The sequence below is a fragment of the Pseudoalteromonas sp. PPB1 genome (assembly GCF_015356275.1).
Taxonomy (GTDB): domain Bacteria; phylum Pseudomonadota; class Gammaproteobacteria; order Enterobacterales; family Alteromonadaceae; genus Pseudoalteromonas; species Pseudoalteromonas rubra_D.
The window spans coordinates 236,430-259,934 of the sequence record NZ_JACEQV010000002.1 but is presented as its reverse complement, the minus strand read 5'-3'; the positions used below and the strand labels follow the sequence as shown (position 1 = coordinate 259,934).

Genomic DNA, 23,505 nt, shown 5'->3' with positions numbered 1-23,505 from the left:
TATGGATTTTAAAGCGGTTTTACAACAAATTAATCGAGATAAAAAAGAATATGCAAAAGGGGTCGGTACACCGGTACTGGTTCTGGCTGCATTGGGCATGGTGGTGTTACCTATGCCGCCATTTTTGCTCGATATCTTATTCTCATTCAATATCGCGCTGGCCCTGGTGGTTCTGCTGGTGACGGTTTACACCATGAAACCGCTTGAATTCGGTATGTTTCCATCAGTGCTACTGATTGCGACCATTTTGCGATTGGCGCTGAACGTTGCCAGTACCCGGGTGGTTTTGTTGGAGGGTCATAACGGCGGTGACGCAGCCGGTAAAGTGATCGAAGCATTTGGTTCCGTTGTGATTGGCGGTAACTATGCGGTGGGTCTGGTGGTCTTCCTGATTCTAATCATCATTAACTTTGTGGTTATTACCAAAGGTGCCGGTCGTATCTCTGAAGTATCTGCACGTTTTACCCTGGATGCAATGCCGGGTAAACAGATGGCGATAGACGCAGATTTGAATGCCGGATTTATCTCAGCAGACGAAGCGAGAACACGACGTGAAGAAGTAACCCGTGAAGCCGATTTTTATGGTTCGATGGATGGTGCCAGTAAATTCGTAAAAGGGGATGCCATCGCAGGCATCGTTATCCTGGCAATTAACATCATTGGTGGGTTGTTTGTAGGTATGGTTCAGCACGACCTGACGTTTAGCAGAGCCATGGAGGTATATACCTTACTGACAATCGGAGATGGTCTGGTTGCCCAGCTTCCTTCACTGTTACTGTCGATTGGTACTGCGATTGTGGTGACGCGTCAGAATGAATCGCACAACATGGGTGAGCAAATGACGCAGCAGCTGGGCAATGAGAAATCTTTGTCTATCGCTGCGGGGATCCTGATTGTTATGGGACTCGTACCTGGTATGCCTCATGTTGCCTTCCTCGGTCTGGGTGCCCTGATCGGATATCTGGCTTATTACTCACATCAACAAAAAATTAAAGCACAAGAACAGGAAGCTGAAGAATCGAAAGGTGGCGCGGTTGCGTCTCAACAGCAGGAACAAAAAGAGCTAGGCTGGGATGATGTACAGCCAGTCGATGTGATTGGCCTGGAAGTGGGTTATCGCCTGATCCCGCTGGTTGATCAGTCGCAAGGTGGTGAGCTGTTAAATCGAATTAAAGGGGTGCGTAAAAAGCTATCTCAGGAACTGGGCTTTTTGGTACCGCCCGTCCACATCCGCGATAACCTGGAACTGGACCCAAATGCATATCGCATCACCTTGATGGGTGTGGGTTCTGGAGATGGTGAGCTGAAGCATGGTGATGAGCTGGCCATCAACCCTGGTCAGGTTTTTGGTCCAATTAATGGCGTGGCGACCAAAGATCCTGCGTTTGGCCTGGAAGCGGTATGGATCAAACCAGAGCAAAAAGATGAAGCACATTCTCTGGGCTACACAGTGGTTGACGCAGCGACGGTCGTGGCGACACATATCAGTCAGCTGTTGACCAATAACGCGTCTTTACTGCTGGGGCATGAAGAGGTGCAGAATCTGCTTGATATGCTGGCTAAGAGTCATCCTCGTCTGGTTGAAGGTCTGGTACCAGATATTTTGCCACTCACTACGATTGTGAAAGTACTGCAAAACTTGCTGAATGAAGGTGTTGCAATTCGTGACATGCGCTCTATTGTTCAGACCCTGGTTGAGTACGGTCCACGCAGTCAGGACCCGGATGTACTAACGGCTGCAGTGCGTATTTCATTACGTCGATTGATCGTTCAGGATGCGGTAGGTGGGGCTGAAGAAATCCCTGTCATAACATTGGCGCCTGAGTTGGAACAGATGTTGCATAAGTCTCTACAGAACGCAGGTGATGAGGGGGCAGGCATAGAGCCAGGCCTTGCAGAGCGGCTTCAAGGTTCATTAAGAGAAGCCCATCAAACGCAAGAAATGCTCGGCGAGCCGTCCATCTTATTAACCTCAGGTATGTTAAGAAGTGTGCTGTCAAGATTTGTAAAACACACCATACCGGGACTGAGAGTGATGTCATATCAGGAAGTACCGGATGAGAGACAAATCAAGATAGTGAGCTCAGTTGGACAGTAGAGGACTAGAAGGGGCTGACCATGAAAATTAAACGTTTTTTTGCAAAAGATATGCGTACTGCTTTAAAAGAAGTGAAAGAAGAGCTAGGTGCAGATGCAGTGATCATGTCAAATAAGAAACTGGCAGATGGCGTTGAAATCGTCGCTGCAGTAGACAATGATCGGACACCCGCTCCACAGCCTCAGGCGGCGCAGTCAGCTCCTCAGCAAAGCGCAGCGCAGGCTGCACCTCGCCAGGCAGCCCCAGGGCAAAGTGCTCAGCATAGTTACAGCCAGCCTGCCAGAATGGTTCGTCCTCAACCTCGCCGCGCAGAGCCTCAGAAGCAGGCGCAGGTTGCAGACAGTCTTGAAGCCTTGCTTGAGCGCCAAGCCCCTCGTCCAAAGTCGCCCGAGCTTGCTTCTATGTTTTCTCAGTCTGGCATTAACACCGATGACATGTTCGGCGCTCAGCAACGTAACGAAGCACCGGCAAAAGCAGCGCCCCAGGCTGCACGTCAACCGCGTTATGAAGCGCAAAGTCATGACTTTGATGGCGGTGATGCAGCCACTTCCTGGGAGTTTGGAGATGACCTCGATCAGGGCTTTGGTGACGAACCAGCGGCGCAGAAAAAAGCCAACGATGATGAAATGTCTTCTATGCGTGATGAGATGAACGCCATCCGCCAGTTACTCGAGTTTCAGTTGTCTGGGCTGATGAATCAGGAAATGGCACGTCGTGATCCAACCCGCGCTTGTCTGGTTGAGCGTCTTAAAGGCATGGGGATTGGTGCGGAAGTCGCAGAGCAGATGGCTTGCTTCATTCCTGATGACGTTTCTCGTAAAGAAGCGTGGAACGCACTGCTGAATATGGTTGTCAATCAAATGCATACAACAAACAACGATATTCTGCGTCAGGGCGGTGTATATGCGATGGTCGGACCAACAGGGGTTGGAAAAACCACAACAGTTGCAAAATTAGCAGCGCTGGGCGCACAGAAATATGGTGCAGACAATGTGGCACTGATCACAACGGATACCTATCGTATCGGTGCTTACGAGCAATTGGCGACCTATGGTCGGATCATCGGCTGTCCTGTTAAGCAAGTAAAAGATGCCAATGAACTTGCAGAGGTTCTTTATCATTTACGCAATAAGCGTCTAATATTAATAGACACGGCGGGAATGAGTCAGCGTGACTTGCGTCTGACGGAGCAGCTAAACACCCTGATGCGTAGTAGCCGTGTTGACATTCGCAGCTACCTGGTATTAAGTGCGACTGCGCAGATGCATGTACTGCAAGAAACCGTAAACCACTTCAAAAAAGTCAATTTAAGTGGTTGTATTTTTACAAAACTTGATGAAAGTCTAAGTTTAGGTGAGATAATTAGCATAGCGATTCAAAATCGTCTGCCAATAGGGTATCTTACCAATGGTCAGCGAGTGCCTGAAGACATTCGCGTGGCAAACGCTCAGAAGTTAGTCAAAAAGGCTGAGCAATTGTATTTAAAGAGAACAAAAGCACAACATTCGCGACGTGTACCAGTGGCGTCCCAGACAGTAGGAATGTATGATTAATACAGTTTTAGATCAAGCAAGTGGCCTGCGGAGAATGAACCAAAAAAATAACCACAGTGTAAAAGTAATCGCAGTGACTGGTGGTAAAGGTGGAGTAGGTAAAACCAATGTATCCCTCAACACTGCCATCGCATTAGGACAGCAGGGTAACCGGGTCTTGGTGCTTGATGCTGACTTAGGTCTGGCTAACTGTGATGTCATGCTAGGCTTGAGGGTCGAGAAGAATTTATCTCATGTATTGTCCGGCGAATGCGAGCTAGACGAAATTTTGGTAGAGGGTCCGGCTGGGATCCGTATCGTGCCTGCAACGTCAGGCTCACAAAATATGGTCGAATTAACGCCTGCGGAGCACGCTGGTTTGATCCGTGCCTTCAGTGAGCTGAGCAGCGAATTTGATATTTTAATCGTCGATACGGCGGCTGGTATTTCAGACATGGTGCTGAGCTTCTCTCGAGCTGCACAGGATGTACTGGTTGTAGTGTGTGACGAGCCGACTTCTATTACCGATGCCTATGCGCTTATCAAAGTATTAAGCCGTGAACATGGCGTCTACAAATTCAAAATTGTGGCCAACATGGTACGCAGCTTAAGAGAAGGGCAGGAGCTATTTGCTAAGCTGTCCAAGGTTACAGACCGATTCTTAGATGTCGCTTTAGAGCTGGTTGCAACGATCCCATTTGACGAAAATATGCGTAAGTCTTCGCGTCGTCAAAAAACCATCGTTGAGCTTTATCCTAATTCACCTGCTGCTGTGGCATTTAGAGGCCTGGCAAGCAAAGCTGTCAAGTGGCCCATTCCCCACCAACCTTCAGGTCATTTGGAATTCTTTATTGAGCAATTGGTAAACGGTTAAAGATGGCTTCACCGGTCAACCGCATGGCGGGATATAAAACGACAGACCACCTGCATAAGGTGGTGGAACGTCATACGCCTTTAGTTAAAAAGGTGGCCTGTCATTTGTTAGCCAGATTACCAGCCAGTGTTCAGCTCGATGATTTAGTCCAGTCAGGTATGATTGGACTGATCGAAGCCTGCAAAAATTTTGACGCGAGCAAAGGGGCAAGTTTTGAAACCTTTGCAGGAATTCGAATTCGTGGCGCAATGATTGACGAGATCCGCCGTGGTGACTGGGCGCCCCGCTCGGTACACAAAAACGGTCGTATGGTTGCAGAGGCTATTGCTGAGCTAGAAGCACAGCTTGGGCGAGAACCAAAAGATACTGAAATCGCTGAAAAACTTGATATTACGCTAGATGAGTACCATCATATTTTACATGATGTCAATGCAAGTAAAGTGATCGGCATCGAAGACTTGGGGGTAGATGAAGACGTAATTTCTCCCGCAGGCAACGATTTTGCGCTAGACAAACCATTCAATAATGTTAAAAATGAGCGCTTTAACGAATCGTTAGTCAATGCGATCAAGACTTTACCTGAGCGCGATGCTTTGGTGTTGTCTTTGTATTATAACGATGAGATGAATTTAAAAGAGATTGGTGCGATCTTAGAGGTCAGCGAATCTCGAGTGAGTCAGATTCACGGTCAAGCAATGATCAAGCTTCGTGCGAAGATCAATGACTGGATCAATTAGAGTTAGTTTTACAATATAGGTTCAAACCTCACCGGAGGAAGTTTTGGATAAGAACATGAAAATTCTCGTGGTTGATGATTTTTCTACGATGAGAAGAATAATCAAAAACCTGCTAAGAGACTTAGGCTTTACCAATGTTCAAGAGGCTGATGATGGCAGTACGGCACTTCCAATGTTGCAAAATCAGGAATTCGACTTCGTCGTAACTGACTGGAATATGCCAGGCATGCAAGGTATCGATTTGCTTCGTGCAATTCGTGCTGATGATAAGCTTAAACACATCCCAGTACTCATGGTTACAGCGGAAGCGAAAAAAGAACAAATCGTAGCTGCTGCCCAAGCTGGAGTTAATGGTTATATCGTTAAACCGTTTACGGCAGGTACCCTGAAAACCAAACTAGAAAAAGTGTTCGAACGTTTAGGCTAGTATTGATAAGGGTAGGCTTATGTCAACATCTTCTGTGCCACAGATAACTCTGGAACAGGCTAAACTGCTCGTTGAATACCTTGAACAAGGTGAGCAGGAAAAGGCTGATGAGATATTAATTGAGGCCACCAATAAAGAACAATCAGAGCTTTTTGCTGAAGTGGGCAAGCTAACTCGACAACTTCATGAATCGTTGAAGAACTTTGAGTTAGATACCCGTTTATCTGATCTCACGACAGAAGCCATTCCAGATGCCAAGCAGCGCCTTAATTACGTCATGGAGATGACCGAAAGCGCTGCCAATAAAACCATGGATGCCGTAGAAGCAAGTCTTCCCTTAGCCCAAGAACTAGCCGATGAACTCTCTGAAATTAAGCCCACCTGGGACAGATTAATGAGCCGGGATATCCAGCTTGGAGAGTTCAAATCCTTGTGCCACGATCTTGACAGTTTTATGCAGTCGTCAAAAGGCCGTACAGATGAGTTACAAAATCTGATGACCAATGTGTTGATGGCACAAGATTATCAAGATTTAACCGGACAGGTTATCCGGCGTGTCATTGAGTTGGTTCGTGAAGTTGAAGACAGCCTAATTCACTTGTTGACCGTATTCGGCAGCGCAGATGAAAGTCAACAAACTGCAGCCCAACCACAGGCACAAACTAAAGCCCCCGCCGTTACTGATGAGTTATCAGGTCCTGAGGGTCCAATTTTGGACGCTGAGTCTCGAGATGATGTCGTATCCGGGCAGGATGAAGTTGATGACCTGTTGTCTAGTTTGGGCTTCTAATAGGAGAGTATGCGAATGAGCTTTGAAGTCGATGAAGATATCTTACAAGACTTTCTTGTTGAAGCTGGGGAAATACTCGAACTGTTATCTGAGCAGCTTGTCGAACTAGAAAACAACCCGGAAGATAAAGAGCTGTTAAATGCGATTTTCCGTGGTTTCCATACCGTTAAAGGGGGCGCAGGCTTCCTTAGCATGACTGAGCTGGTAGATGCTTGTCACGGTGCGGAAAACGTGTTTGATGTCCTGCGTCAGGGGCAGCGTCAGGTAACACCAGAATTGATGGATGTGATTTTACAATCACTCGATACCATCAATGAAATGTTCTCGTGTATTCAAAACAGAGAGCAACCAGACCCCGCTGATCCACACTTACTGGAAGTTTTACATCAGCTCAGTCAGCCACAGTCAGAAGACGAAGTGATTGATGCACCCGCTGCAGCAGAGCCTGAGCCTGAACCGGTTGTGGCGACACCCAGTGCTGATGATGTGCTGTTCGATGCGCCAGCAGATCCTGTTGATGAACCTGCAAGTGACGGTGCTGACAGCATAGACGAGATTTCTGAAGAAGAATTTGAGAGCTTGCTCGATGAGTTACATGGCTCAGGTAATGGACCCTCAGTCGCATCGCAAGAACCTGCCGCACCGAGTGCAACACCGGCTCCATCAAGCAGCGATGATGGCGACATTACCGATGATGAATTTGACAGCTTGCTGGATGAGTTGCACGGAGTCGGAAAATTTGGTGCGACACCAGAACAAGCGCCAGCTGAGCAGCCTAAGGCGCCGACCCAACCTGCAGCGTCAGAGCCGCCGAAAGCATCTGGCGGTGATGACGATGAAATCAATGATGACGAATTTGAAGCTTTACTGGATGAGTTGCACGGAAAAGGGCAAGCACCAAAATCAACGGAAGAGGAAGTAGCAGCAGCGCCGAAAGAAGCGCCCAAAGCACCTCCTAAACCTGAGCCTAAACCAGCTGCACCTGCGGCTAAGGCGCCCGCACCTGCTGCCAAACCGGCACCTGCTAAACCAGCAGCTGAGAGCAAGCCTGCGGCCGACAATAAAGCCGCCGCGAAAAAACCAGCAGCACAGGCAGAAACAACCGTTCGGGTTGATACTAAGCGCCTGGATGAGATCATGAATATGGTCGGTGAGCTGGTATTGGTGCGTAACCGGTTGGTTAGCTTAGCCAATAACTCTAACAGCGAAGCCATGGGTAAAGCCATTTCCAACCTCGATGTGGTGACCGCAGACCTTCAGGGCGCGGTGATGAAAACCCGGATGCAGCCAATCAAGAAAGTGTTTGGTCGTTTCCCTCGAGTGGTTCGGGACTTGGCTCGTAGCCTTAAGAAAGACATTAGTCTGGTGCTGGAAGGGGAAGACACCGATCTGGATAAAAACCTGGTAGAAGCCCTTGCGGATCCTTTGGTTCACTTGGTTCGTAACTCAGTGGACCATGGTATTGAAATGCCGGATGTTCGTGAAGCTGCAGGTAAATCAAGAACCGGTACTGTGACCTTATCTGCCTCTCAGGAAGGTGATCATATTCTGCTGACCATTCGTGATGATGGTGCAGGTATGGACCCGGAGAAGTTGAAGAAGATTGCGATAAGCAAAGGGGTTATTGATTCTGACCAGGCAAGTCGCTTGTCAGATAATGAAGCCTACAATCTGATCTTCGCACCAGGTTTCTCAACGAAAGAACAAATTTCTGACATCTCTGGCCGAGGTGTTGGTATGGACGTGGTCAAAACTAAAATCACCCAATTAAATGGTTCCGTCAACATTCAGTCAGAGCTGGGTGTGGGTACCATACTGGAAATTAAAGTGCCACTGACATTGGCCATTCTGCCAACACTGATGGTGATGATTGGTCAGCAAACATTTGCACTGCCGCTGGCTGGGGTAAGTGAAATATTCCACCTTGATTTGACCAAGACCAACGTGGTTGATGGTCAATTGACTATCATAGTGCGTGAAAAAGCAATTCCATTGTTTTATCTGGAGCACTGGTTAGTAAAAGGTGCTGACAGAGGCGCCCGGAAAGCAGAAGGGCACGTGGTAATCGTCCAGATGGGGACTAAGCAAGTAGGCTTTGTGGTTGACTCTCTGATAGGCCAGGAAGAGGTGGTGATTAAGCCGCTTGATGCCTTATTGCAAGGTACTCCGGGTATGGCTGGCGCGACTATCACATCTGATGGTGGCATCGCGCTGATTCTGGACGTCCCCAGCATGTTAAAATATTACGCCGGCAAGTAAATTCCCGGCGCATTTATACCGACAAAGTGGTGTCAAAGACACCACTTTTCGGATCTGTAACGAATAAAAGAGCAATGCCAATGGCAGTTAAAGTATTAGTTGTAGATGACTCGAGCTTCTTTCGTCGTCGAGTGAGTGAAATACTAGAAAAAGATCCTGAAATCAAAGTGATTGACTTTGCGGTAAATGGTCAGGAAGCGGTCGATAAAGCTGCTAAACTGAGGCCAGACGTCATCACAATGGACGTGGAAATGCCGGTAATGGATGGGATTAGCGCAGTAAAGCAGATAATGCAGAGTTCCCCCACTCCCATTCTGATGTTTTCGTCATTGACCCGTGAAGGAGCCAGCGCGACGTTAGACGCGCTGGATGCCGGTGCGGTCGACTTCTTACCGAAGAAGTTTGAAGATATTGCCCGTAACAGTGAAGAAGCTATCCGCTCTTTACAGAACAAGGTCAAAGAAATTGGCCGACGTCGTGTGAGCCGCTTTACCCGACCTATTGGTTCGTCATCAGCACCTGCACCTTCACCAACACGTAGCGCGCCAAGTGCATCTTCAGGCCTGCGTCCTGCAGCTAAGCCAATTGCACAACCAGATCGAACTTTTTCACGTCCTGCATCAGACACACCAAGTTCAGGTGCGTCGTTCAAAGCGTCTGGCAAAAAGTATCAAATTGTTGCTATCGGTACATCTACCGGTGGCCCGGTTGCACTGCAAACCATTTTAACTCAGTTGCCTGCAAATTTTCCGCACCCTATCTTATTGATCCAGCATATGCCAGCAGCATTTACGCCAGCGTTTGCGCAACGTCTGAATAGTCTGTGCAAAATCAAAGTAAAAGAAGCGGAGCAGGGGGATCGTTTGCAACCAGGTGTCGCTTATTTGGCGCCGGGAGGCCAGCAGATGTTGGTTGAAGCCAGAGGCGGTAGTAAAACCTTAAAGGTGTTTGAGGATGACAGCCCTCGTATTACCTATAAACCCAGTGTAGATGTTACTTTTGCCAGTACAGCCAAAGCATATAACGGAGATGTGCTCGCGGTGATACTGACTGGTATGGGTGCGGATGGGCGAGACGGTGCCAGAATGTTGAAACAAAACGGTGCGACTATCTGGGCACAGGATGAAAAAACCTGTGTGGTGTACGGCATGCCACAAGCTGTTGCAAGCGCGGGAATTTCAACTGAAGATATCGCTTTGCAGGATGTCGCACTGAGAATAAACAAAGAAATAGGCTGCGCATAATAGATGTTAGCCTGAATGCGATCTGTGTTTGGCCGAAGGAATAAAAAAATAACGTGAAAATCTGGACGGTAGCGAACCAAAAAGGCGGGGTGGGTAAAACCACCACCACAGTTAGTCTCGGCGGGATCCTGGCGCTCCAGGGGAAACGTGTATTATTGATAGACACAGATCCGCATGCCTCATTAACATACTACTTTGGCATTGACTCGGAAGAGTTAGAAGTCAGTGTGTACGATATTTTCATTCGCGGTTCAAATATGGCCAGCGAAGAAATTCTTCAGGCGCTTTGTCCTTCAACTGTCGAGAATCTCGACATATTACCGGCGACTATGGCTATTGCGACACTGGATCGCAGCATGGGCAATCGCTCGGGGATGGGGCTCATTCTGAAAAAGGCGCTTGCCAAGATCAGTGAGCATTATGACTATGCCATTTTGGATTGCCCGCCTGTACTTGGTGTGCTTATGGTGAATGCTCTCGCTGCAAGCGAGCGCATTCTCATCCCTGTACAAACAGAGTTTCTGGCATTGAAAGGGCTGGATCGTATGATGCGGACAATGTCATTAATGCAAAGTTCGCATTCCAAGCAATATCAATATACTATAGTGCCAACTATGTATGATAAGCGCACTAAAGCATCTCTCGAAGCCTATAAGTCTTTGGTAGAGACTTATCAGGATAAAGTTTGGCCTGGTGTGATCCCGGTTGATACCAAGTTCAGAGATGCTAGTTTAGCGCAGCAAGTGCCGGTGCAGTATTGCCCTAAATCGCGTGGCGTCTATGCATATCGTGCCTTATTAGAACACCTTGCAGAAGTTGATAGAGGTAGTAATGAGTAAGCATCTGTTTGCCAATGAACAGGTCATGAAACAGTATCTGGGTGCCTTGTTACGCGAAGAAGAGGAAGATGAAGTCGCGCTTGCACCTGTGGCTAAATTGTTGGAGTCTGTGCCTGAAGCACAGGAAGACAATGCCGCAGCTCCCAGTGTTGTTGAGCGCTCAGAGACTGCTCATACTGAAGCACTCGCGGAGCAACCCATTGCTGAACCTCCGACTGAACCCGTTGTTGAGCAGGAAACCGCTCAGGACGTGCAGGTAATAACCCCGGCCGATGATCTTGAGATAACTGAAAATACTACTATTATCAAAGAAGAAGCTGAGCAGGCTGTGCCAGCTCGCGCGCGTGATGCTTATCTAGAAAATGAATTTCAGGCGCTGTTTTTCGAAGTAGCGGGGCTTACTTTGGCTGTGCCATTGAAGTCACTGGGTGGTATACATCAGCTTACTGAAGTTAATCAATTGTTTGGTAAGCCAAAATGGTTTAAGGGTGTGATGCTTAACCGGGAAGAAAAACTCAATGTGGTGGATACAGCCCGTTGGGTGATGCCGGAAAAATTCACGCCTGAGCTGGAAGAGAACCTGGACTACCAGTACTTGATTATGCTGGGCGATAGTCAGTGGGGTTTGTTAGCCGAAAATCTGGTCAATAATATTACGTTGAAGCCAGAAGATGTGAAATGGCGAACAGCCGATGGCAAAAGGCCATGGCTGGCGGGCGTCATTAAAGAAAAAATGTGCGCACTGATAGATGTTGAGAATTTAAATCGATTGCTAGAGCATGGCCTCGATAGCCGAGAGCAGTAGCTAGCATCTAACTGGAGTAAAATCATGAGTCAAGAGAGAATACTTTCGGCTGATAAAAATGCAGATAGTAATGATGAAGTCCTTCAGTGGGTTACCTATAAGCTAGAGGATGAAACCTACGGCATTAACGTAATGCAGGTGCAGGAAGTATTACGCTATACCGAGATTGCCCCTGTACCAGGTGCACCAACCTATGTGCTTGGTATCATCAATCTACGTGGTAATGTTGTGACTGTCATCGATACCCGCTCTCGTTTTGGGCTACCAAGCTCTGAGGTCACAGACAACTCTCGTATCGTGATCATCGAGGCAGAAAAGCAAGTTGTTGGTATTCTGGTCGACAGTGTTGCTGAGGTAGTGTATCTGCGCAGCTCTGAGATTGACAGTGCACCAAATATTGGCACAGAAGAAAGCGCTAAATTCATTCAGGGTGTTTCTAACCGTGAAGGTGAGCTGCTGATCCTGGTTGATTTAAATAAACTACTCAGTGATGATGAGTGGGATGAGTTGAGCCATATTTAACCCGTGCAAGCAGTAACCCAAAACGAGATTTTATTGCTCCTAGTAATCGCCTCAAGCCTGCTGTGTTTAGTGTGCTTGGGGTTTATTTTTGCGCTAAGCAAAAAAGTACAAAAGCAAAATAACGAACATGGTAAGTTGCTTCAGCACCTCAAGCGTGAAAATGAACAAGTTGCTATCCTACGTAGCGAAATTGCAGAAGTTCGCGCCAGTGTCCTGAGTATTGGTAAGCGTCTGGTTGCTTGTGAAAATTATGCCAAGGATCTTGCCCAGCAACAGGCCGCTCAAAAGTATGACGATCCTGATGCGAAGATTTATTCCCGCGCGGTCAAGATGGTCGAACTGGGCGCCGACATTGAAGAGATAATGCGAGAGTGTGAACTGCCTCGTGCTGAAGCAGAACTGTTAATGTCCCTACATAACAAACAATGAGATGGTTGCTCATTGTCAGCCAACGACGAACCGGCATGAATAAACTGGCTGTGCGTTGGCTGCCTTTCCTCAGGCTGAGAAGGCCTTAAACGTTTTACTGATAAACAGATCTTTTTGTTTAATATTAACCAATGCCTTACAGGTTGACACCATAAAGGGCAATTGCACCACTCCGGCCCACTGTCCAGTGGGCACTAACGCTATAAACGCCACTCGTTTACAGGGGTTGACTTGTTTGCCGCGATATTGGTGTGTGATCAAGTCTGCCTGCTACTTGCCTTGCTCAACCGCCAGGTAGCCTAGTTTGGTTTCGCCAACATCTGCAATGTCGCCCAGTGCAAACGTATATTGACAGTTATGGTATGCCGACTGCCGACACATTGCACCAACACAAAGTTATCGCGCTGAATGAGCGATTGGCACATTTACCCTGGAACGAGTGGATCCATACGCATGCAGCAGTCGAAAATATCTCACTTTCCAGCTCGGCTGCGCAGATTATCACGGCTGCATTACACCAGAGCTTGGGTATCTCAGTATCCACGGTACAGGTAATTGCACAGTACGAGCAGTTGATCGTGCTTGGCTTACATGACCCCGGACACTGGATTGTTGGTTGCTTGTACACAGGGATATCCTGAATATCCTCAAAGTGCGTAAGTTTATTGGTCTGATTAAAGAGAGCCCGGCACCAGACGGTTCCTTGCTGGGCTAAACTGGGCTCATATATTCAGGATGGACTTCAAAGCGCTTAAGGGCGCTCGGATTGCAGATGAAACTGGCTAGGCGCGACGCCATATTGTGCTTTAAAACACAGGCTAAAGTAGCTTTGCGACGAAAAACCGCATTCAAAGGCAACCTGAGTCACACTCATACCACTTGCAAGCATTTCGGCGCCTTTATTGAGCCTGAATTTTTTGACGTACTCAGAAAAAGTATGCCCTAACAGGGCTTTAAACTTTCTTTGTAGCTGACGTTCACTCATGGCAACCGTGGGCAGAAGTGATTTGATCGTTAAGCTTTGCTCTGCAAAATGTGCAGCCATCCAGTGCTCTAGCTGGTCGATAAACTGAGCATCTTTGCTACTGATCCCTGCGTACCTTTCACGATGCGTTATGTTAGAGGTAAGGGCGCTAGGTTGTTCGCCCACTCTTTGACTGATTAGGCTGCGTATGTTGAGCAAGTTATGGATCCGGGTTCGTAATCGCTCTGCGTTAAAAGGCTTACTCATAAATGCATCAATGTCCATTTTCCAGGCTAGTGTCTGACTGTCTTCGTCGCCCTTTGCTGTGAGCATGAGTATTGGGATATGGCAGGTTGTGAGTTCTTCACGCAGTTTTTGTGCTAACTGAAATCCATCCACATTTGGCATCATCAGATCAGTCAAGATGAGATCGGGCACATGTGTTTTTGCCAGGTTGAAACCGTTTTCTCCCTCATCAGCAAACAACACCTGGTATGTGCCGTGCAGGCAATCCGCTATGTAAGCACGCATATCAGGATTGTCCTCGACAATCAGTATGCTGGGCTGATGTTGTACATCTTCATCGGGGCATTGCGGCGCACTGGGCGTGATTTGATGTTGCAGATTAACTTGCTCCAGCGTAACCACATCGCTTGTTTGCAAAGGATAATCTGTATTGGATGTGTTGTCGCTCAGTGGGAAGGTGACGGTGAACTGCGTGCCCGAAACCCCATCGCTACACACTGTGATGTGACCATGTGCGCGCTGCACCAGATCTTTGACGAGGGCAAGGCCAATGCCAGTGCCCGCAACTGTGTTAGCCATATCTGTGTCAAGACGCACAAAACGTTCAAAAATACGGTGTTGATCCTGTGGCGCAATGCCAATGCCGGCGTCGCTGACGCTAAGCTGCACGGTATTGTCGACCTGTTCACACCGGATCTGTATTTCGCTGTCAGGTTTAGAATATTTAATTGCATTGGATATCAAATTACAGAGGATGGCTTCAGCATCTTGTATTGGTATATCAACCAGGCATTCGCTGTGCGTATGGCACTGAATGTCTATCTTTTCTTCCCTAGCCAGGGCGATAAAAGCAGTACTTACTTGTTCAGCGATATTGTCTAGCGCCAGTGTATGCCTATCCTCAGGCAGGATGAAATCAGATTTGGTCAGCTCTAAGGTTTGTTCTACCAATCTTTGCAGGCGCTTTGCGTTGCTCAGGATTCTTTTCAGAGATGCTTTATCCGGTGTCTCAGTGCTTGTGATAATGGATTCAAGAGGGCCAGTTATAAGCGTTAGCGGGGTTCTGAACTCATGAGAGACGTTGGCGAAAAAGGTGTTTTTCTTTGCAAGTGCTGCTTCGGTCAGCTGTACTTTCTCTGCTGCCATCTTGGCAATTTCTTGCTCTGCTTCCATGGTGGCATTGTAAAAATGAAAGCAGGTGAGACCCAGTGCCATAAACGCAATGATCAGATTGGATACATGAATATAGGGCAGCAGTGCTGAATAGGCATATGTATACTCAATGTCCTGAGCAAACAGGTAAAACGCTACAAACAGCCCCATGCAAGACACTGTACAGGTGACAATCCCCCATAATGGAATTTTTCGATAAAACAGGATGAAGGGGACTGCGGCCCATAAATAGTGTTGAAATCCGGGTGCCAAACCCAGATACAGGACCACAATTGTAGAGTGGACAAGCACCTCGCCGACCATCAGCAATACGGCACCTGACGTGTTATTCGTGCGATTTAATCGCAGTGCAACATACCAGGCAATGGTGCTACACACTTCCAGTGCAACCAGCTCGGGGATCGCCAGAATAATAAAATCGACTATCAGTAAGGCGTGTACAACCAGACCCAGTATACCCACCGCGTTGATGATGGTTTGCATCCGGGTATGACTTACGGTGATGAAGGGGTTCTGTGCAGCGTCCATAATGTCTCAGCGATGAAATTCAATAATTAAAAAATAACCCAGAATAACATAGCGCAAAAGTGTGTAACAAAAATGGAGTACAGGCAAAGCTGCCCGATCATTCTGATGGCAAGGCTTTCATGGGCAAACGAGTATGCAGCATTGTGAGCTGTTTGTCGGCTTCTTCTCTCACCCAAAGGGTTAACCCATAGTTGGCCAGATAACTCAGGTGCTGTTCAATCTGAGGTGCATCCTTGATTTCCAGTAATCTAACTAATGCTTCCTCCTGCACATCTTCGTATTGTGATGTCAGATAAGGTATGAGCGCGTCGAGATGTTCAGGTTGCAGTACATTTTCCAGTGAGATCAGTAAATCTTCTTGTAACAGGGCATCAAGTGCTTGTGATTGGTTCAAAATCTTATTCGCATGCGCGAAGAGTAACTCTGGTTGTTTTAAGAGTAACGCTTGCTCGGTTAAGGTCAGTAAATCATGGGGTTGTTCAGCGGAGGCGAGGCGTTTATTCAGCTCGTCTTTCAGATTTGTGAGCGACTGACTGATCAGCTGAGCAGACGGCACTGAAGCGAGTTGGGCTGTTTGTGGATCAAGCATGATGTTGGGTTGCTTGACCGTGTTTTTCTGATCCATAGGCACTGGTTGTTGAACAACAGGGTTGTCAATGGGCGGACGGAAAACACTATGGCAAGTATGATTATTTGATGTGATCGGTTGCGTGGCGGGCGTTACCCAGTTGAGTGCCATGAGTCCATGAATAACCAGACTCACTACGGCGATAAATGCGACTTTGCTCATCAGGAATACTTTGAGTTGTTTTCGTTTGAGTGACACAGGGAAGCACATTGACGAGTCTGCCCTGTGTGGTTAGCTATTAGCACTGTGGCTCATTTTTACTCACAGAGACGTAGTAATAGTTTTGCATATTACCATGTCGGGTAATGTCCAGTTTTAGCCATTTTCGTTTGCCAATCTTCCCCTTGCGGTAACTAAACCGTGTGTCCTGTACATCGAAGCGACAACGATTTGAGTCACATTTTAGCTGTGCAGTTTCTCCGGACTTAACTTGCTTTTTACTGTGGGGTGAAAACATCGAGCTGTCTGAACTGTTGTAAGAGGCTACTTGCACCCACTCAATAGTTGTGCAGTTTTTGACTCTGAAGCGCTTTGCTTCTGCCGGAGCTGAGGTTGCCAGAGTACCCAAAGCGCCAATCACCAGCGCTGTATTTATGAATAGTTTGATGTGTGACATGGTATTTTCCTCTACCGTTTTTGTTTTACGTGATATGTCCTGTGGGACGCAGCAAGCTTATAAAAGCCGGGTAGCAGGCGCATTCAATTGACCGACAAACTCAGTCAGTGACACGCCAGGAAAAGAAAAAATTACGATATATGTCAGGATTTTAAATGAGATGTCGTTAATTTATATGCGGTGCAGAGGGGCCTGGAGCGTGAGCAAGACGCGCGCATTTCGATATGTGGTGTTTGATAATGGCATGCTCAGGCTTTGATATTCAATTTGCCCTGAAAGTGTTTCCAGCCTGGAGGAAATTTACCACGCAAAACGTAGGAAAAAGCGATGAGCTCTGCAATCACATAATACAGTTCTTTGGGGATTTCTTCGTGCAGGTCGAGCTGACTGAGCGTCTGAACGAGCGTCGCATCTTCGTGGATCATGATGTCTTTTTCTTTGGCGAGTGCAATGATCTCTTCGGCCAGTTCGCCAAAGCCCTTACAGACGACTTCGGGTGACTTACCGGCTTCATATAACAAGCCAATGGCGGTTTTTTGTTCCATAAGGTTCAACTACATACACATCACTTTTATCAAAGTAGCATGTAACACGCGGGGAGGCCATTAGTTTACGAGCCCTTACCCGGAAAAACGGCCGGATAAGGGCAAACAATTTAGCGCGGATAACACAGTCGGCCATTGACCCAGGTCTGATAAACTGGCACATCCCTCAGCCCTTCGGCGGGACGTGTTAAGGGATCTTCATCAAGTATCGTCAGATCGGCTTGTTTACCCACGACCAGCTCCCCAATCAGGTGATCCATATGACATTGCCAGGCGGCATCATAGGTTGCGGCACGCAGTGCCTGCGCCATAGTTGCACACTCCTGCTCATTGAGGATAGGAGGGTGGCCATTTCGATAGGCCTCTTCCGGGGCGTCTTCCATCATGCGGGTTACCGCTTGTTCCATCATACGCAGTGGTCCAATAGGAGAGACAAAATGGTCACTGTGTAGGGTATAGCGAAGAGCGTGCTGGCTTGCGGAGGCTGTACGGTCCAGGTGTTCAACCACTGGCTGCTCAGGAAACACTTTATGCTTGAAAGTGTAACCCCAGTAACCCACATGCCCGATCAAGAAGCTCGGTGACAGCCCAAGGTATTCCATATCAGCTAAGTTTTGGTCACTCAGTAAAGAAGCGTGCTCGATACGGTGGCGTTTTTCTAGGCCTGATTTTTCCTGGTTGTTGAGTACATCACGATAAGCCAGGATGGTGTTGTTTATGGCATGCGTTCCATTGGCGTGGATCATCAACGGCCAGCCCCGCTCGGCTAATTCGGTCACAAGGACCCTGAATGGAGACTCTACTTCATGATCCGCTTCGCCTCCGGGCGGGTTGAAATTCCATACGCCATTGGGGTAAGTGTCATTGATATTGCTGTCTGGGAATTGATACTTGGTAAGCTGATACCCGGTCAGACCCTGATTAGACCCATCACTGACGATTTTTGCATTAGCAATATTGAACCAGTCTGTATGGTAATGGGCAGGTTTGGTTGGGGTGATCTTAGTCCACTGATCGGGGCAGGTATAAAACAATGCACCGCCCAGTCGTAACCCGGCAAGGCCACTGGTGGCCATCTTGCTCAATATCTCCAGTTCCGCATTTTTTAAAGACGCACCGAGCGCGGCATCCCACATCAGGGTTACGCCCCTTGACAACGCGAGTTTAAAAATCTTTTGTAGATTACCAAATAGGTCCGTAAAACCTTTAGGGTGCTCCAAAAAGTACTGCTCCAGAGCAATTTTAATGACCGGACCTATCTCATCTGATTCCAGCAATATACCATTTCCACTCGTGGATTGCTTGGTTGCATTCAGTGCATTGGTATTGACGTAAGCAACGTGGCCGGATGCATTCATAATAAAAATGCACAGGTCTTTTCTGCCAGCCTGATCATTGATTTTATCCAGGTCATCTTTTGTGAAGTCCTGCCAGGGAGTTGGACTCACTGTTCCGTCAGCAGACGTTGTCGTAATGGGGTTGAATTGACTGGGATCGACGCCAAAAGCTAACAGCCATTTACGGTTTTTTGGCAACTCTCGGGCGGCTTCAATCAAAGTCGTGCATACCGACTGTTTGTTGTAGTCCCTGCCTATCAAATATTGGTCGTCACCATCTCCGCCACTTTCAACCCCTTTTCTGAACGGTGCCAGCTGCACCCAGGCGTTAAAGGAGGCTGTGGGTGTCAGGTGGACATGGGGTTCTATCAGTCCGGGTAGTAGACACGCCCCCTGTAAATCTTCCGGATCAGCGTCTGGGTACAGGCTTTGACATTGATCCCGACTGCCCGTGTGGACAATCTGACCATGCTTGATGACCACCGCTTCAACGGTCTTGGTTACATCGCCGTTTTCAAGTGTCCGGATGGTACCACCGAAAAAAATCTTGTGTTGCTGGGGTGGCCTGACAAACTTATTGGTAATGTAATCATCGATATAGTGCTCTGCGGCAATCAGTAATTTATCGAGATTGAAAACCCCTTTTTCTGATTGGCTGCTATCCCCTTGTACTGCATGACCAAACAGCTGGTAATTACAACAGGCGCAGCCAAGGTGCGGATGATGTGAAGACATAGCGTTCTCCTTTGCATATGTGATGTAGTGTTAGGCAAGTGAATTCTTGCGCTATAAACGTAGAACATCTAAGCAAAAGTGAAAGCAGGTCGATTTTCTTTTGATCTTGGGTAGTAAAAATTGAGTTACACCTGAATACTGACGATGGCATGGCTGTCGTAAAAGCGCTTTACCTGCGAGGCATCTTCGCGTAATTCGATTTCACCAACCTGCAGACCATGTGCGGCAAGTTTGCTACGCAGCGCATCCAGGTGCGGCTGTGCCAGCTGGCAGACAGAGGGGCTGTCGCCCACTATCTCGCAGTCAACGGCTTTGTCCATCAACTCAGCCTGAACGCTTAACTGGCCGAGTTTAGCGTAATCAAAGTTGAGCCGCACAAACCAGACTTGTTTTTCCGGCATATTGGCTTTGGCCTGTTTCTTGTATTTGCCAATCTGTAGCTCACTTTGGCGACATTCCTGTGGCAATTTGAGCGGCATAAACAAGTTGATCAGCAACTGGCTCTCGCTGTCAAATTTCTGTGCCAACGGTGCCGGGCCGGCATTCGTAGCCAGGTTGTTTTGCAGCAGTGCCAGGTCGTCCATCAGGCTTGACTGTGCCTGTTGAGTTACCGCCTGAATAAACTGACTGGGCGCAGAGAGCTTGGTGCCGGGTTGCAGCGTTTCAACCAACGCGGCAACGCGCTGCTCTATGCTGGTTTGCGGCGTCATAGTCTGAGTTTTGGCTACAAGTTGGGTGCCCAATAAGGTTACTATGAGCTTGTCCAGCGCCTGTGCAAAGCTGCTATTGGGCAGGGCAGTTTGAAGCTGGCTGGCCAAAGCGGGAAGCCGGGCAAACAGCTCATGACTTACTTGCTCTGGTGAGTGTCGCGTTTCGTCCATCATCTTACTGAAGGCCTGATGGACCAGGCGCATCAGGTCGGCAGACTGTGGGTTACGAAATTGCTGGGTTGCTGACAGGGTTTCACTGAGCTGCTGCTGCAGCGGTGGGCCCGATTGATTTGGGGCTGCCTCAGCCTGGCGTAAGGTTTTACTCAGGATCTGGGCAATAGGCAAAGATAAACTGGGCTTTGCTGCGGCCAGTTGCTCTGCTTTTGTCTGGTTCATCTGACTCATCTGGCCCTGCTGGTGGTCAAGGGGTTTGCCTGGTATCTCAGCTTTAACAGGCTTATCAGTTGCACCTTCAGCTAAAGCCATAGCTTGTTGTACTTGTGGGTTGATTATCTGCTGGGCATTGTACGGTTTTGACTGCTGAGGTACGACAGCCGAAAATACCTGCTGTAGCAGTGCCAGGCGCTGGGTAAAGGCGTTTGACGCTGAGGCCGCAGGCTGGGCTGGGGTCACCGGTTTGTCATTTACAGAGTGACCAGAGGTTAGCGGGTTTTTAGTCTCTGTGGCAGGGGCCGTGCTGCTTAATGCCGCAGTCGTTTGCGGTGATGCTTGAGTCGACTTGCTTTGAGGGCTGGTTGTTGGTGTCGGCGGCACGCCGCGTTCAGCAGCTGGATTGTTTTTGGCTGCAGTAGACGGTGCAAGCAAGTTGTCTTTAGTGTGGCTTGCCTTTGTTATGTTAGTAAATACTTGCTCTACGCTATCGAGCAGCTGCAATAAAGGCTGACTGTGTACCGGCGTCATACTTTTCAGAACCAGGGCGGTATTATTCGCGGCTATCTGAGGCAAAATGGCGCTGGGTGATTGAGGTTTGGCTTGTGGCGCTTGCGTGGTGGCCTGTGTTAGAGGCGTGCTGTTAGCTGAGTGAGCGGGTGTTGCATTGAAAAAGGGCCGTGACAGCCACTGACCTATGGCTTGTTTAACCGTCTGTTTTATGTCTGCCATCGACACATTGAGCAAAGGTTTGTCGTAATTCAGTGTCGACTTGGATCCTGCGGCGGTGCTGGTTGCCTGCTCCAGATCTGCGGCAAAACGGTGTGTGGCCAGGTTGGGCAAGGCCTGTTGCAACGATGTGCTCAGTTTAACCTGTGTTGACTGCTTAGCAACACCGATTTGCAACCCGTCAGGTTGTGCTTTTAACTGGGCGTTAAACCAGCTATTAAGTTTCAGTCCACTCTCTGAATGTGGGGTTTTTACTTCAACCTGCTGGTTGGCAAGCTGGAGTGTCGCACTGTTGCGACCCAGTTTAATCTTGGGCTGTTCCTGGTTACCAAGTTGGGCAAGTAAAGAAGTAAGTTTGTGTTTACTTACTGGCGCTTTCATCAGCTCATCACCGAAGGCATTAAAAATTTGTAGCAGCAGGGTATTCTGCCGGGTACTCAGATTCGCGACGAGTTTATTTTCCTGTTTGAGTAAGTCAGCCAGGGCCGGGGGAACGGGTAACGCCAGACCAATTTTGTCCAGCATTAAAGTCGCCTGATTGCTGCCTTTGAGTTGTGCGTCGAGCTGCAAGGCGCTTTGGCCACCCAGCCCTTTGATCAAACTTAACAGGCTCAGTAACGTTTGCGCGGGTTTTATTTGCAGTTTTAATTCCGGGGTGCTGACCGTCAGTAAGGTACCGTCAGCACTGAGTTTTACTTCGGCTTCAGGGAGTTTGAGTGGCTGCTGTAACTGGCTCTGGCTCGCCAGTCGTACGCCTTGCCAGCGACCATCTATGGTGACTTCCATCTGAATGCTGTCGGGTTTTATTACCAGGTTGCGCGCATTGAAGGTTTGTTCAGCTGCCAGGGTGGGGTTTGCTGATGATCCGCGCTCATTAAGCTGTGAAGTGGCTAAATTTGCATTGTTTTGAATAGAAATCGTCGGCTTATTCATTATTTTAAATCAAATTTTCGTTGATCGGTCGCATCCAATTATTCGTATTACCCTACCATTATGATAGACTAACGCCCAATTTTTTAGCGTCAGAGAGTCGCGCCTTGCTAGAGATAAAGTCCGTCACGTGTGTTAAACAGGACCGCTGTTTGTTTGAGTCATTGAGTTTTTCGCTTCAGGCGGGTCAAATCATGCAAGTTGAAGGCCCAAATGGTGCAGGTAAAACGTCTTTATTACGTATCATTGCGGGTTTCGCCCGAGCCGACGAAGGTCAAATCTGTTTTGAAGGCCAGGATATCAGTCGCGATTACGACACCTTTGCAGAGTCCTTGCTGTTTATCGGTCATAAAACCGGGGTGAATCAGCAATTGACGGCCTACGAAAACGTACAATACTGGTTGCAGGTACATGGCTACGGGGCTGACGAGGATGAAGTTTACCCCTTATTAGGTCAGCTTGGACTGGTGGGTTTGGAAGACGTGCCGGTGCGAACCCTGTCGGCAGGACAGCAACGCCGGGTTGCGCTGGTCAGGTTATGGCTGAATAAGGCCCGCTTGTGGATCCTTGATGAGCCTTTCACTGCACTCGATAAAAAAGGCGTGGCGCTGCTGCAACGGCAGTTTGAATCGCACTTGGCAAATGGCGGCGCCATTTTACTGACGACCCACCAGGATCTGACCACTCAGTTCAGCTCCCTGAAAACCCTGGCTCTGGAGTACCGCCATTAATGAAGGTTGAGCATTCTTATTGGCATTTATTTGTCGCTGTTTATCGTAAAGATGTGACTTTGGCGTTCCGTCAACGCGCCGAAATCGTTAACCCACTTCTGTTTTTTCTGATAGTCATTTCGTTATTTCCGTTGGCAATTGGACCCGAACCGGCCTTGCTGGGGCGCATGGCTGCGGGTATCATTTGGGTAGCCGCGTTACTGTCTACCATGTTGGGTTTGGACAAGTTATTTCGCGATGATTATGCCGATGGATCGCTGGAGCAAATGATTGCTTCGCCATATCCTTTGTCTTTGTCTGTGTTGGCCAAGGTCGCCGCACACTGGACCATCACCGGATTGCCTATGGTGCTGATGGCACCTTTGTTTGCGCTGTTGATGAATCTCGACAGCCAGGCGTTGGGCGCAACCATTCTGACTTTGTTGATTGGAACGCCCTTATTAAGTTTTATCGGTGCCATTGGCGCCGCGTTAACCGTGGGTTTGCAAAAAGGGGGCATTCTGATGAGTCTGCTTGTTTTACCTTTGTATATTCCGGTTCTGATTTTCGCAACCTCTGCCATTGATACCGCCAGTATGTCGGTCGCCTATGGCGGACAACTTGCGATCCTTGGTGCCATGCTGGCCGTCGCCATTGTCACGGCACCAATTGCTATATCGTCAGCTTTAAGAGTGAGTGTAAGTTAAA

21 protein-coding genes are annotated in these 23,505 nt (G+C 48.2%); 15 read left to right on the top strand and 6 right to left on the bottom strand.

What is annotated here, in order from left to right; translation table 11 throughout:
- Position 1 precedes the first annotated feature (1 nt).
- From flhA to IY568_RS03395, 13 genes are all read left to right on the top strand, one after another.
- The gene (gene flhA, locus IY568_RS03455; protein ID WP_125563812.1) at positions 2-2,098 is read left to right on the top strand and encodes a flagellar biosynthesis protein FlhA; all 2,097 of its coding nucleotides are present in this window, start codon (positions 2-4) and stop codon (positions 2,096-2,098) included.
- Positions 2,099-2,118: 20 nt separating this feature from the next.
- On the top strand, positions 2,119-3,651 hold the full coding sequence (gene flhF / locus IY568_RS03450; protein WP_194866790.1) for a flagellar biosynthesis protein FlhF: 1,533 nt from the start codon (positions 2,119-2,121) through the stop codon (positions 3,649-3,651).
- Positions 3,644-4,504 (top strand): MinD/ParA family ATP-binding protein, encoded by an 861-nt coding sequence (locus tag IY568_RS03445; protein WP_010385692.1) that lies wholly within the window; start codon positions 3,644-3,646, stop codon positions 4,502-4,504. Before flhF ends, IY568_RS03445 begins: the two co-directional genes overlap by 8 nt.
- Before the next feature lie 2 nt (positions 4,505-4,506).
- Complete coding sequence (locus IY568_RS03440) at positions 4,507-5,241, top strand: RNA polymerase sigma factor FliA (RefSeq protein WP_010385694.1); 735 nt, start codon at positions 4,507-4,509, stop codon at positions 5,239-5,241.
- A gap of 43 nt (positions 5,242-5,284) precedes the next feature.
- Positions 5,285-5,668 (top strand): chemotaxis response regulator CheY, encoded by a 384-nt coding sequence (cheY, locus tag IY568_RS03435; protein ID WP_010385696.1) that lies wholly within the window; start codon positions 5,285-5,287, stop codon positions 5,666-5,668.
- 19 nt (positions 5,669-5,687) lie between these two features.
- A complete protein-coding gene (locus IY568_RS03430) occupies positions 5,688-6,458 on the top strand; it encodes a protein phosphatase CheZ (RefSeq protein WP_010385698.1) in 771 nt (256 codons plus the stop codon).
- A gap of 15 nt (positions 6,459-6,473) precedes the next feature.
- A complete protein-coding gene (locus IY568_RS03425; RefSeq protein ID WP_138538175.1) occupies positions 6,474-8,717 on the top strand; it encodes a chemotaxis protein CheA in 2,244 nt (747 codons plus the stop codon).
- A gap of 80 nt (positions 8,718-8,797) precedes the next feature.
- The gene (locus IY568_RS03420) at positions 8,798-9,961 is read left to right on the top strand and encodes a protein-glutamate methylesterase/protein-glutamine glutaminase (protein WP_125563808.1); all 1,164 of its coding nucleotides are present in this window, start codon (positions 8,798-8,800) and stop codon (positions 9,959-9,961) included.
- A 53-nt stretch (positions 9,962-10,014) separates the two neighbouring features.
- Positions 10,015-10,800, top strand: coding sequence for a ParA family protein (locus IY568_RS03415; RefSeq protein WP_194866789.1), 786 nt, complete (start codon positions 10,015-10,017; stop codon positions 10,798-10,800).
- Entirely contained in the window at positions 10,793-11,605 is an 813-nt protein-coding gene (locus IY568_RS03410; RefSeq protein WP_125563807.1) for a chemotaxis protein CheW, read from the top strand. Before IY568_RS03415 ends, IY568_RS03410 begins: the two co-directional genes overlap by 8 nt.
- A 24-nt stretch (positions 11,606-11,629) precedes the next feature.
- Positions 11,630-12,127 (top strand): chemotaxis protein CheW, encoded by a 498-nt coding sequence (locus tag IY568_RS03405; protein ID WP_010385708.1) that lies wholly within the window; start codon positions 11,630-11,632, stop codon positions 12,125-12,127.
- Positions 12,128-12,154: 27 nt separating this feature from the next.
- Entirely contained in the window at positions 12,155-12,556 is a 402-nt protein-coding gene (locus tag IY568_RS03400; protein ID WP_416365153.1) for a DUF2802 domain-containing protein, read from the top strand.
- Positions 12,557-12,891: 335 nt separating this feature from the next.
- Entirely contained in the window at positions 12,892-13,197 is a 306-nt protein-coding gene (locus tag IY568_RS03395; RefSeq protein WP_194866788.1) for a hypothetical protein, read from the top strand.
- 110 nt (positions 13,198-13,307) lie between these two features.
- Here IY568_RS03395 and IY568_RS03390 read toward each other — a convergent pair whose 3' ends face one another.
- From IY568_RS03390 to IY568_RS03365, 6 genes are all read right to left on the bottom strand, one after another.
- Positions 13,308-15,467 carry an ATP-binding protein gene (locus tag IY568_RS03390; protein ID WP_194866787.1) on the bottom strand — a complete coding sequence of 720 codons (2,160 nt, stop codon included), beginning with the start codon at positions 15,465-15,467 and terminating at the stop codon, positions 13,308-13,310.
- A 97-nt stretch (positions 15,468-15,564) separates the two neighbouring features.
- Entirely contained in the window at positions 15,565-16,293 is a 729-nt protein-coding gene (locus tag IY568_RS03385) for a hypothetical protein (protein ID WP_194866786.1), read from the bottom strand.
- Between the two features lie 40 nt (positions 16,294-16,333).
- Positions 16,334-16,711 (bottom strand): hypothetical protein, encoded by a 378-nt coding sequence (locus IY568_RS03380; protein ID WP_010385715.1) that lies wholly within the window; start codon positions 16,709-16,711, stop codon positions 16,334-16,336.
- A gap of 248 nt (positions 16,712-16,959) precedes the next feature.
- Entirely contained in the window at positions 16,960-17,256 is a 297-nt protein-coding gene (locus tag IY568_RS03375; protein ID WP_010385716.1) for an EscU/YscU/HrcU family type III secretion system export apparatus switch protein, read from the bottom strand.
- A gap of 110 nt (positions 17,257-17,366) precedes the next feature.
- The gene (locus IY568_RS03370) at positions 17,367-19,328 is read right to left on the bottom strand and encodes an amidohydrolase (RefSeq protein WP_194866785.1); all 1,962 of its coding nucleotides are present in this window, start codon (positions 19,326-19,328) and stop codon (positions 17,367-17,369) included.
- A gap of 125 nt (positions 19,329-19,453) precedes the next feature.
- Positions 19,454-22,090: a flagellar hook-length control protein FliK gene (locus IY568_RS03365; RefSeq protein WP_194866784.1), complete on the bottom strand. Its 2,637-nt coding sequence runs from the start codon at positions 22,088-22,090 to the stop codon at positions 19,454-19,456.
- A gap of 104 nt (positions 22,091-22,194) precedes the next feature.
- On the opposite strand from IY568_RS03365, the gene ccmA reads away from it, so the two are divergent.
- Entirely contained in the window at positions 22,195-22,818 is a 624-nt protein-coding gene (ccmA, locus tag IY568_RS03360; RefSeq protein WP_125564107.1) for a cytochrome c biogenesis heme-transporting ATPase CcmA, read from the top strand.
- Positions 22,818-23,504, top strand: a complete 687-nt coding sequence (ccmB, locus tag IY568_RS03355; RefSeq protein WP_010385720.1) for a heme exporter protein CcmB — start codon at positions 22,818-22,820, stop codon at positions 23,502-23,504. Before ccmA ends, ccmB begins: the two co-directional genes overlap by 1 nt.
- Position 23,505 lies beyond the last annotated feature (1 nt).

Coding starts and splice junctions, on each gene's coding strand:
- flhA (WP_125563812.1), top strand. CDS start 2: ATGGATTTTAAAGCGGTTTTACAACAAATTAATCGAGATAAAAAAGAA.
- flhF (WP_194866790.1), top strand. CDS start 2,119: ATGAAAATTAAACGTTTTTTTGCAAAAGATATGCGTACTGCTTTAAAA.
- IY568_RS03445 (WP_010385692.1), top strand. CDS start 3,644: ATGATTAATACAGTTTTAGATCAAGCAAGTGGCCTGCGGAGAATGAAC.
- IY568_RS03440 (WP_010385694.1), top strand. CDS start 4,507: ATGGCTTCACCGGTCAACCGCATGGCGGGATATAAAACGACAGACCAC.
- IY568_RS03430 (WP_010385698.1), top strand. CDS start 5,688: ATGTCAACATCTTCTGTGCCACAGATAACTCTGGAACAGGCTAAACTG.
- IY568_RS03425 (WP_138538175.1), top strand. CDS start 6,474: ATGAGCTTTGAAGTCGATGAAGATATCTTACAAGACTTTCTTGTTGAA.
- IY568_RS03420 (WP_125563808.1), top strand. CDS start 8,798: ATGGCAGTTAAAGTATTAGTTGTAGATGACTCGAGCTTCTTTCGTCGT.
- IY568_RS03410 (WP_125563807.1), top strand. CDS start 10,793: ATGAGTAAGCATCTGTTTGCCAATGAACAGGTCATGAAACAGTATCTG.
- IY568_RS03405 (WP_010385708.1), top strand. CDS start 11,630: ATGAGTCAAGAGAGAATACTTTCGGCTGATAAAAATGCAGATAGTAAT.
- IY568_RS03390 (WP_194866787.1), bottom strand. CDS start 15,467: ATGGACGCTGCACAGAACCCCTTCATCACCGTAAGTCATACCCGGATG.
- IY568_RS03380 (WP_010385715.1), bottom strand. CDS start 16,711: ATGTCACACATCAAACTATTCATAAATACAGCGCTGGTGATTGGCGCT.
- IY568_RS03375 (WP_010385716.1), bottom strand. CDS start 17,256: ATGGAACAAAAAACCGCCATTGGCTTGTTATATGAAGCCGGTAAGTCA.
- IY568_RS03370 (WP_194866785.1), bottom strand. CDS start 19,328: ATGTCTTCACATCATCCGCACCTTGGCTGCGCCTGTTGTAATTACCAG.
- IY568_RS03365 (WP_194866784.1), bottom strand. CDS start 22,090: ATGAATAAGCCGACGATTTCTATTCAAAACAATGCAAATTTAGCCACT.
- ccmB (WP_010385720.1), top strand. CDS start 22,818: ATGAAGGTTGAGCATTCTTATTGGCATTTATTTGTCGCTGTTTATCGT.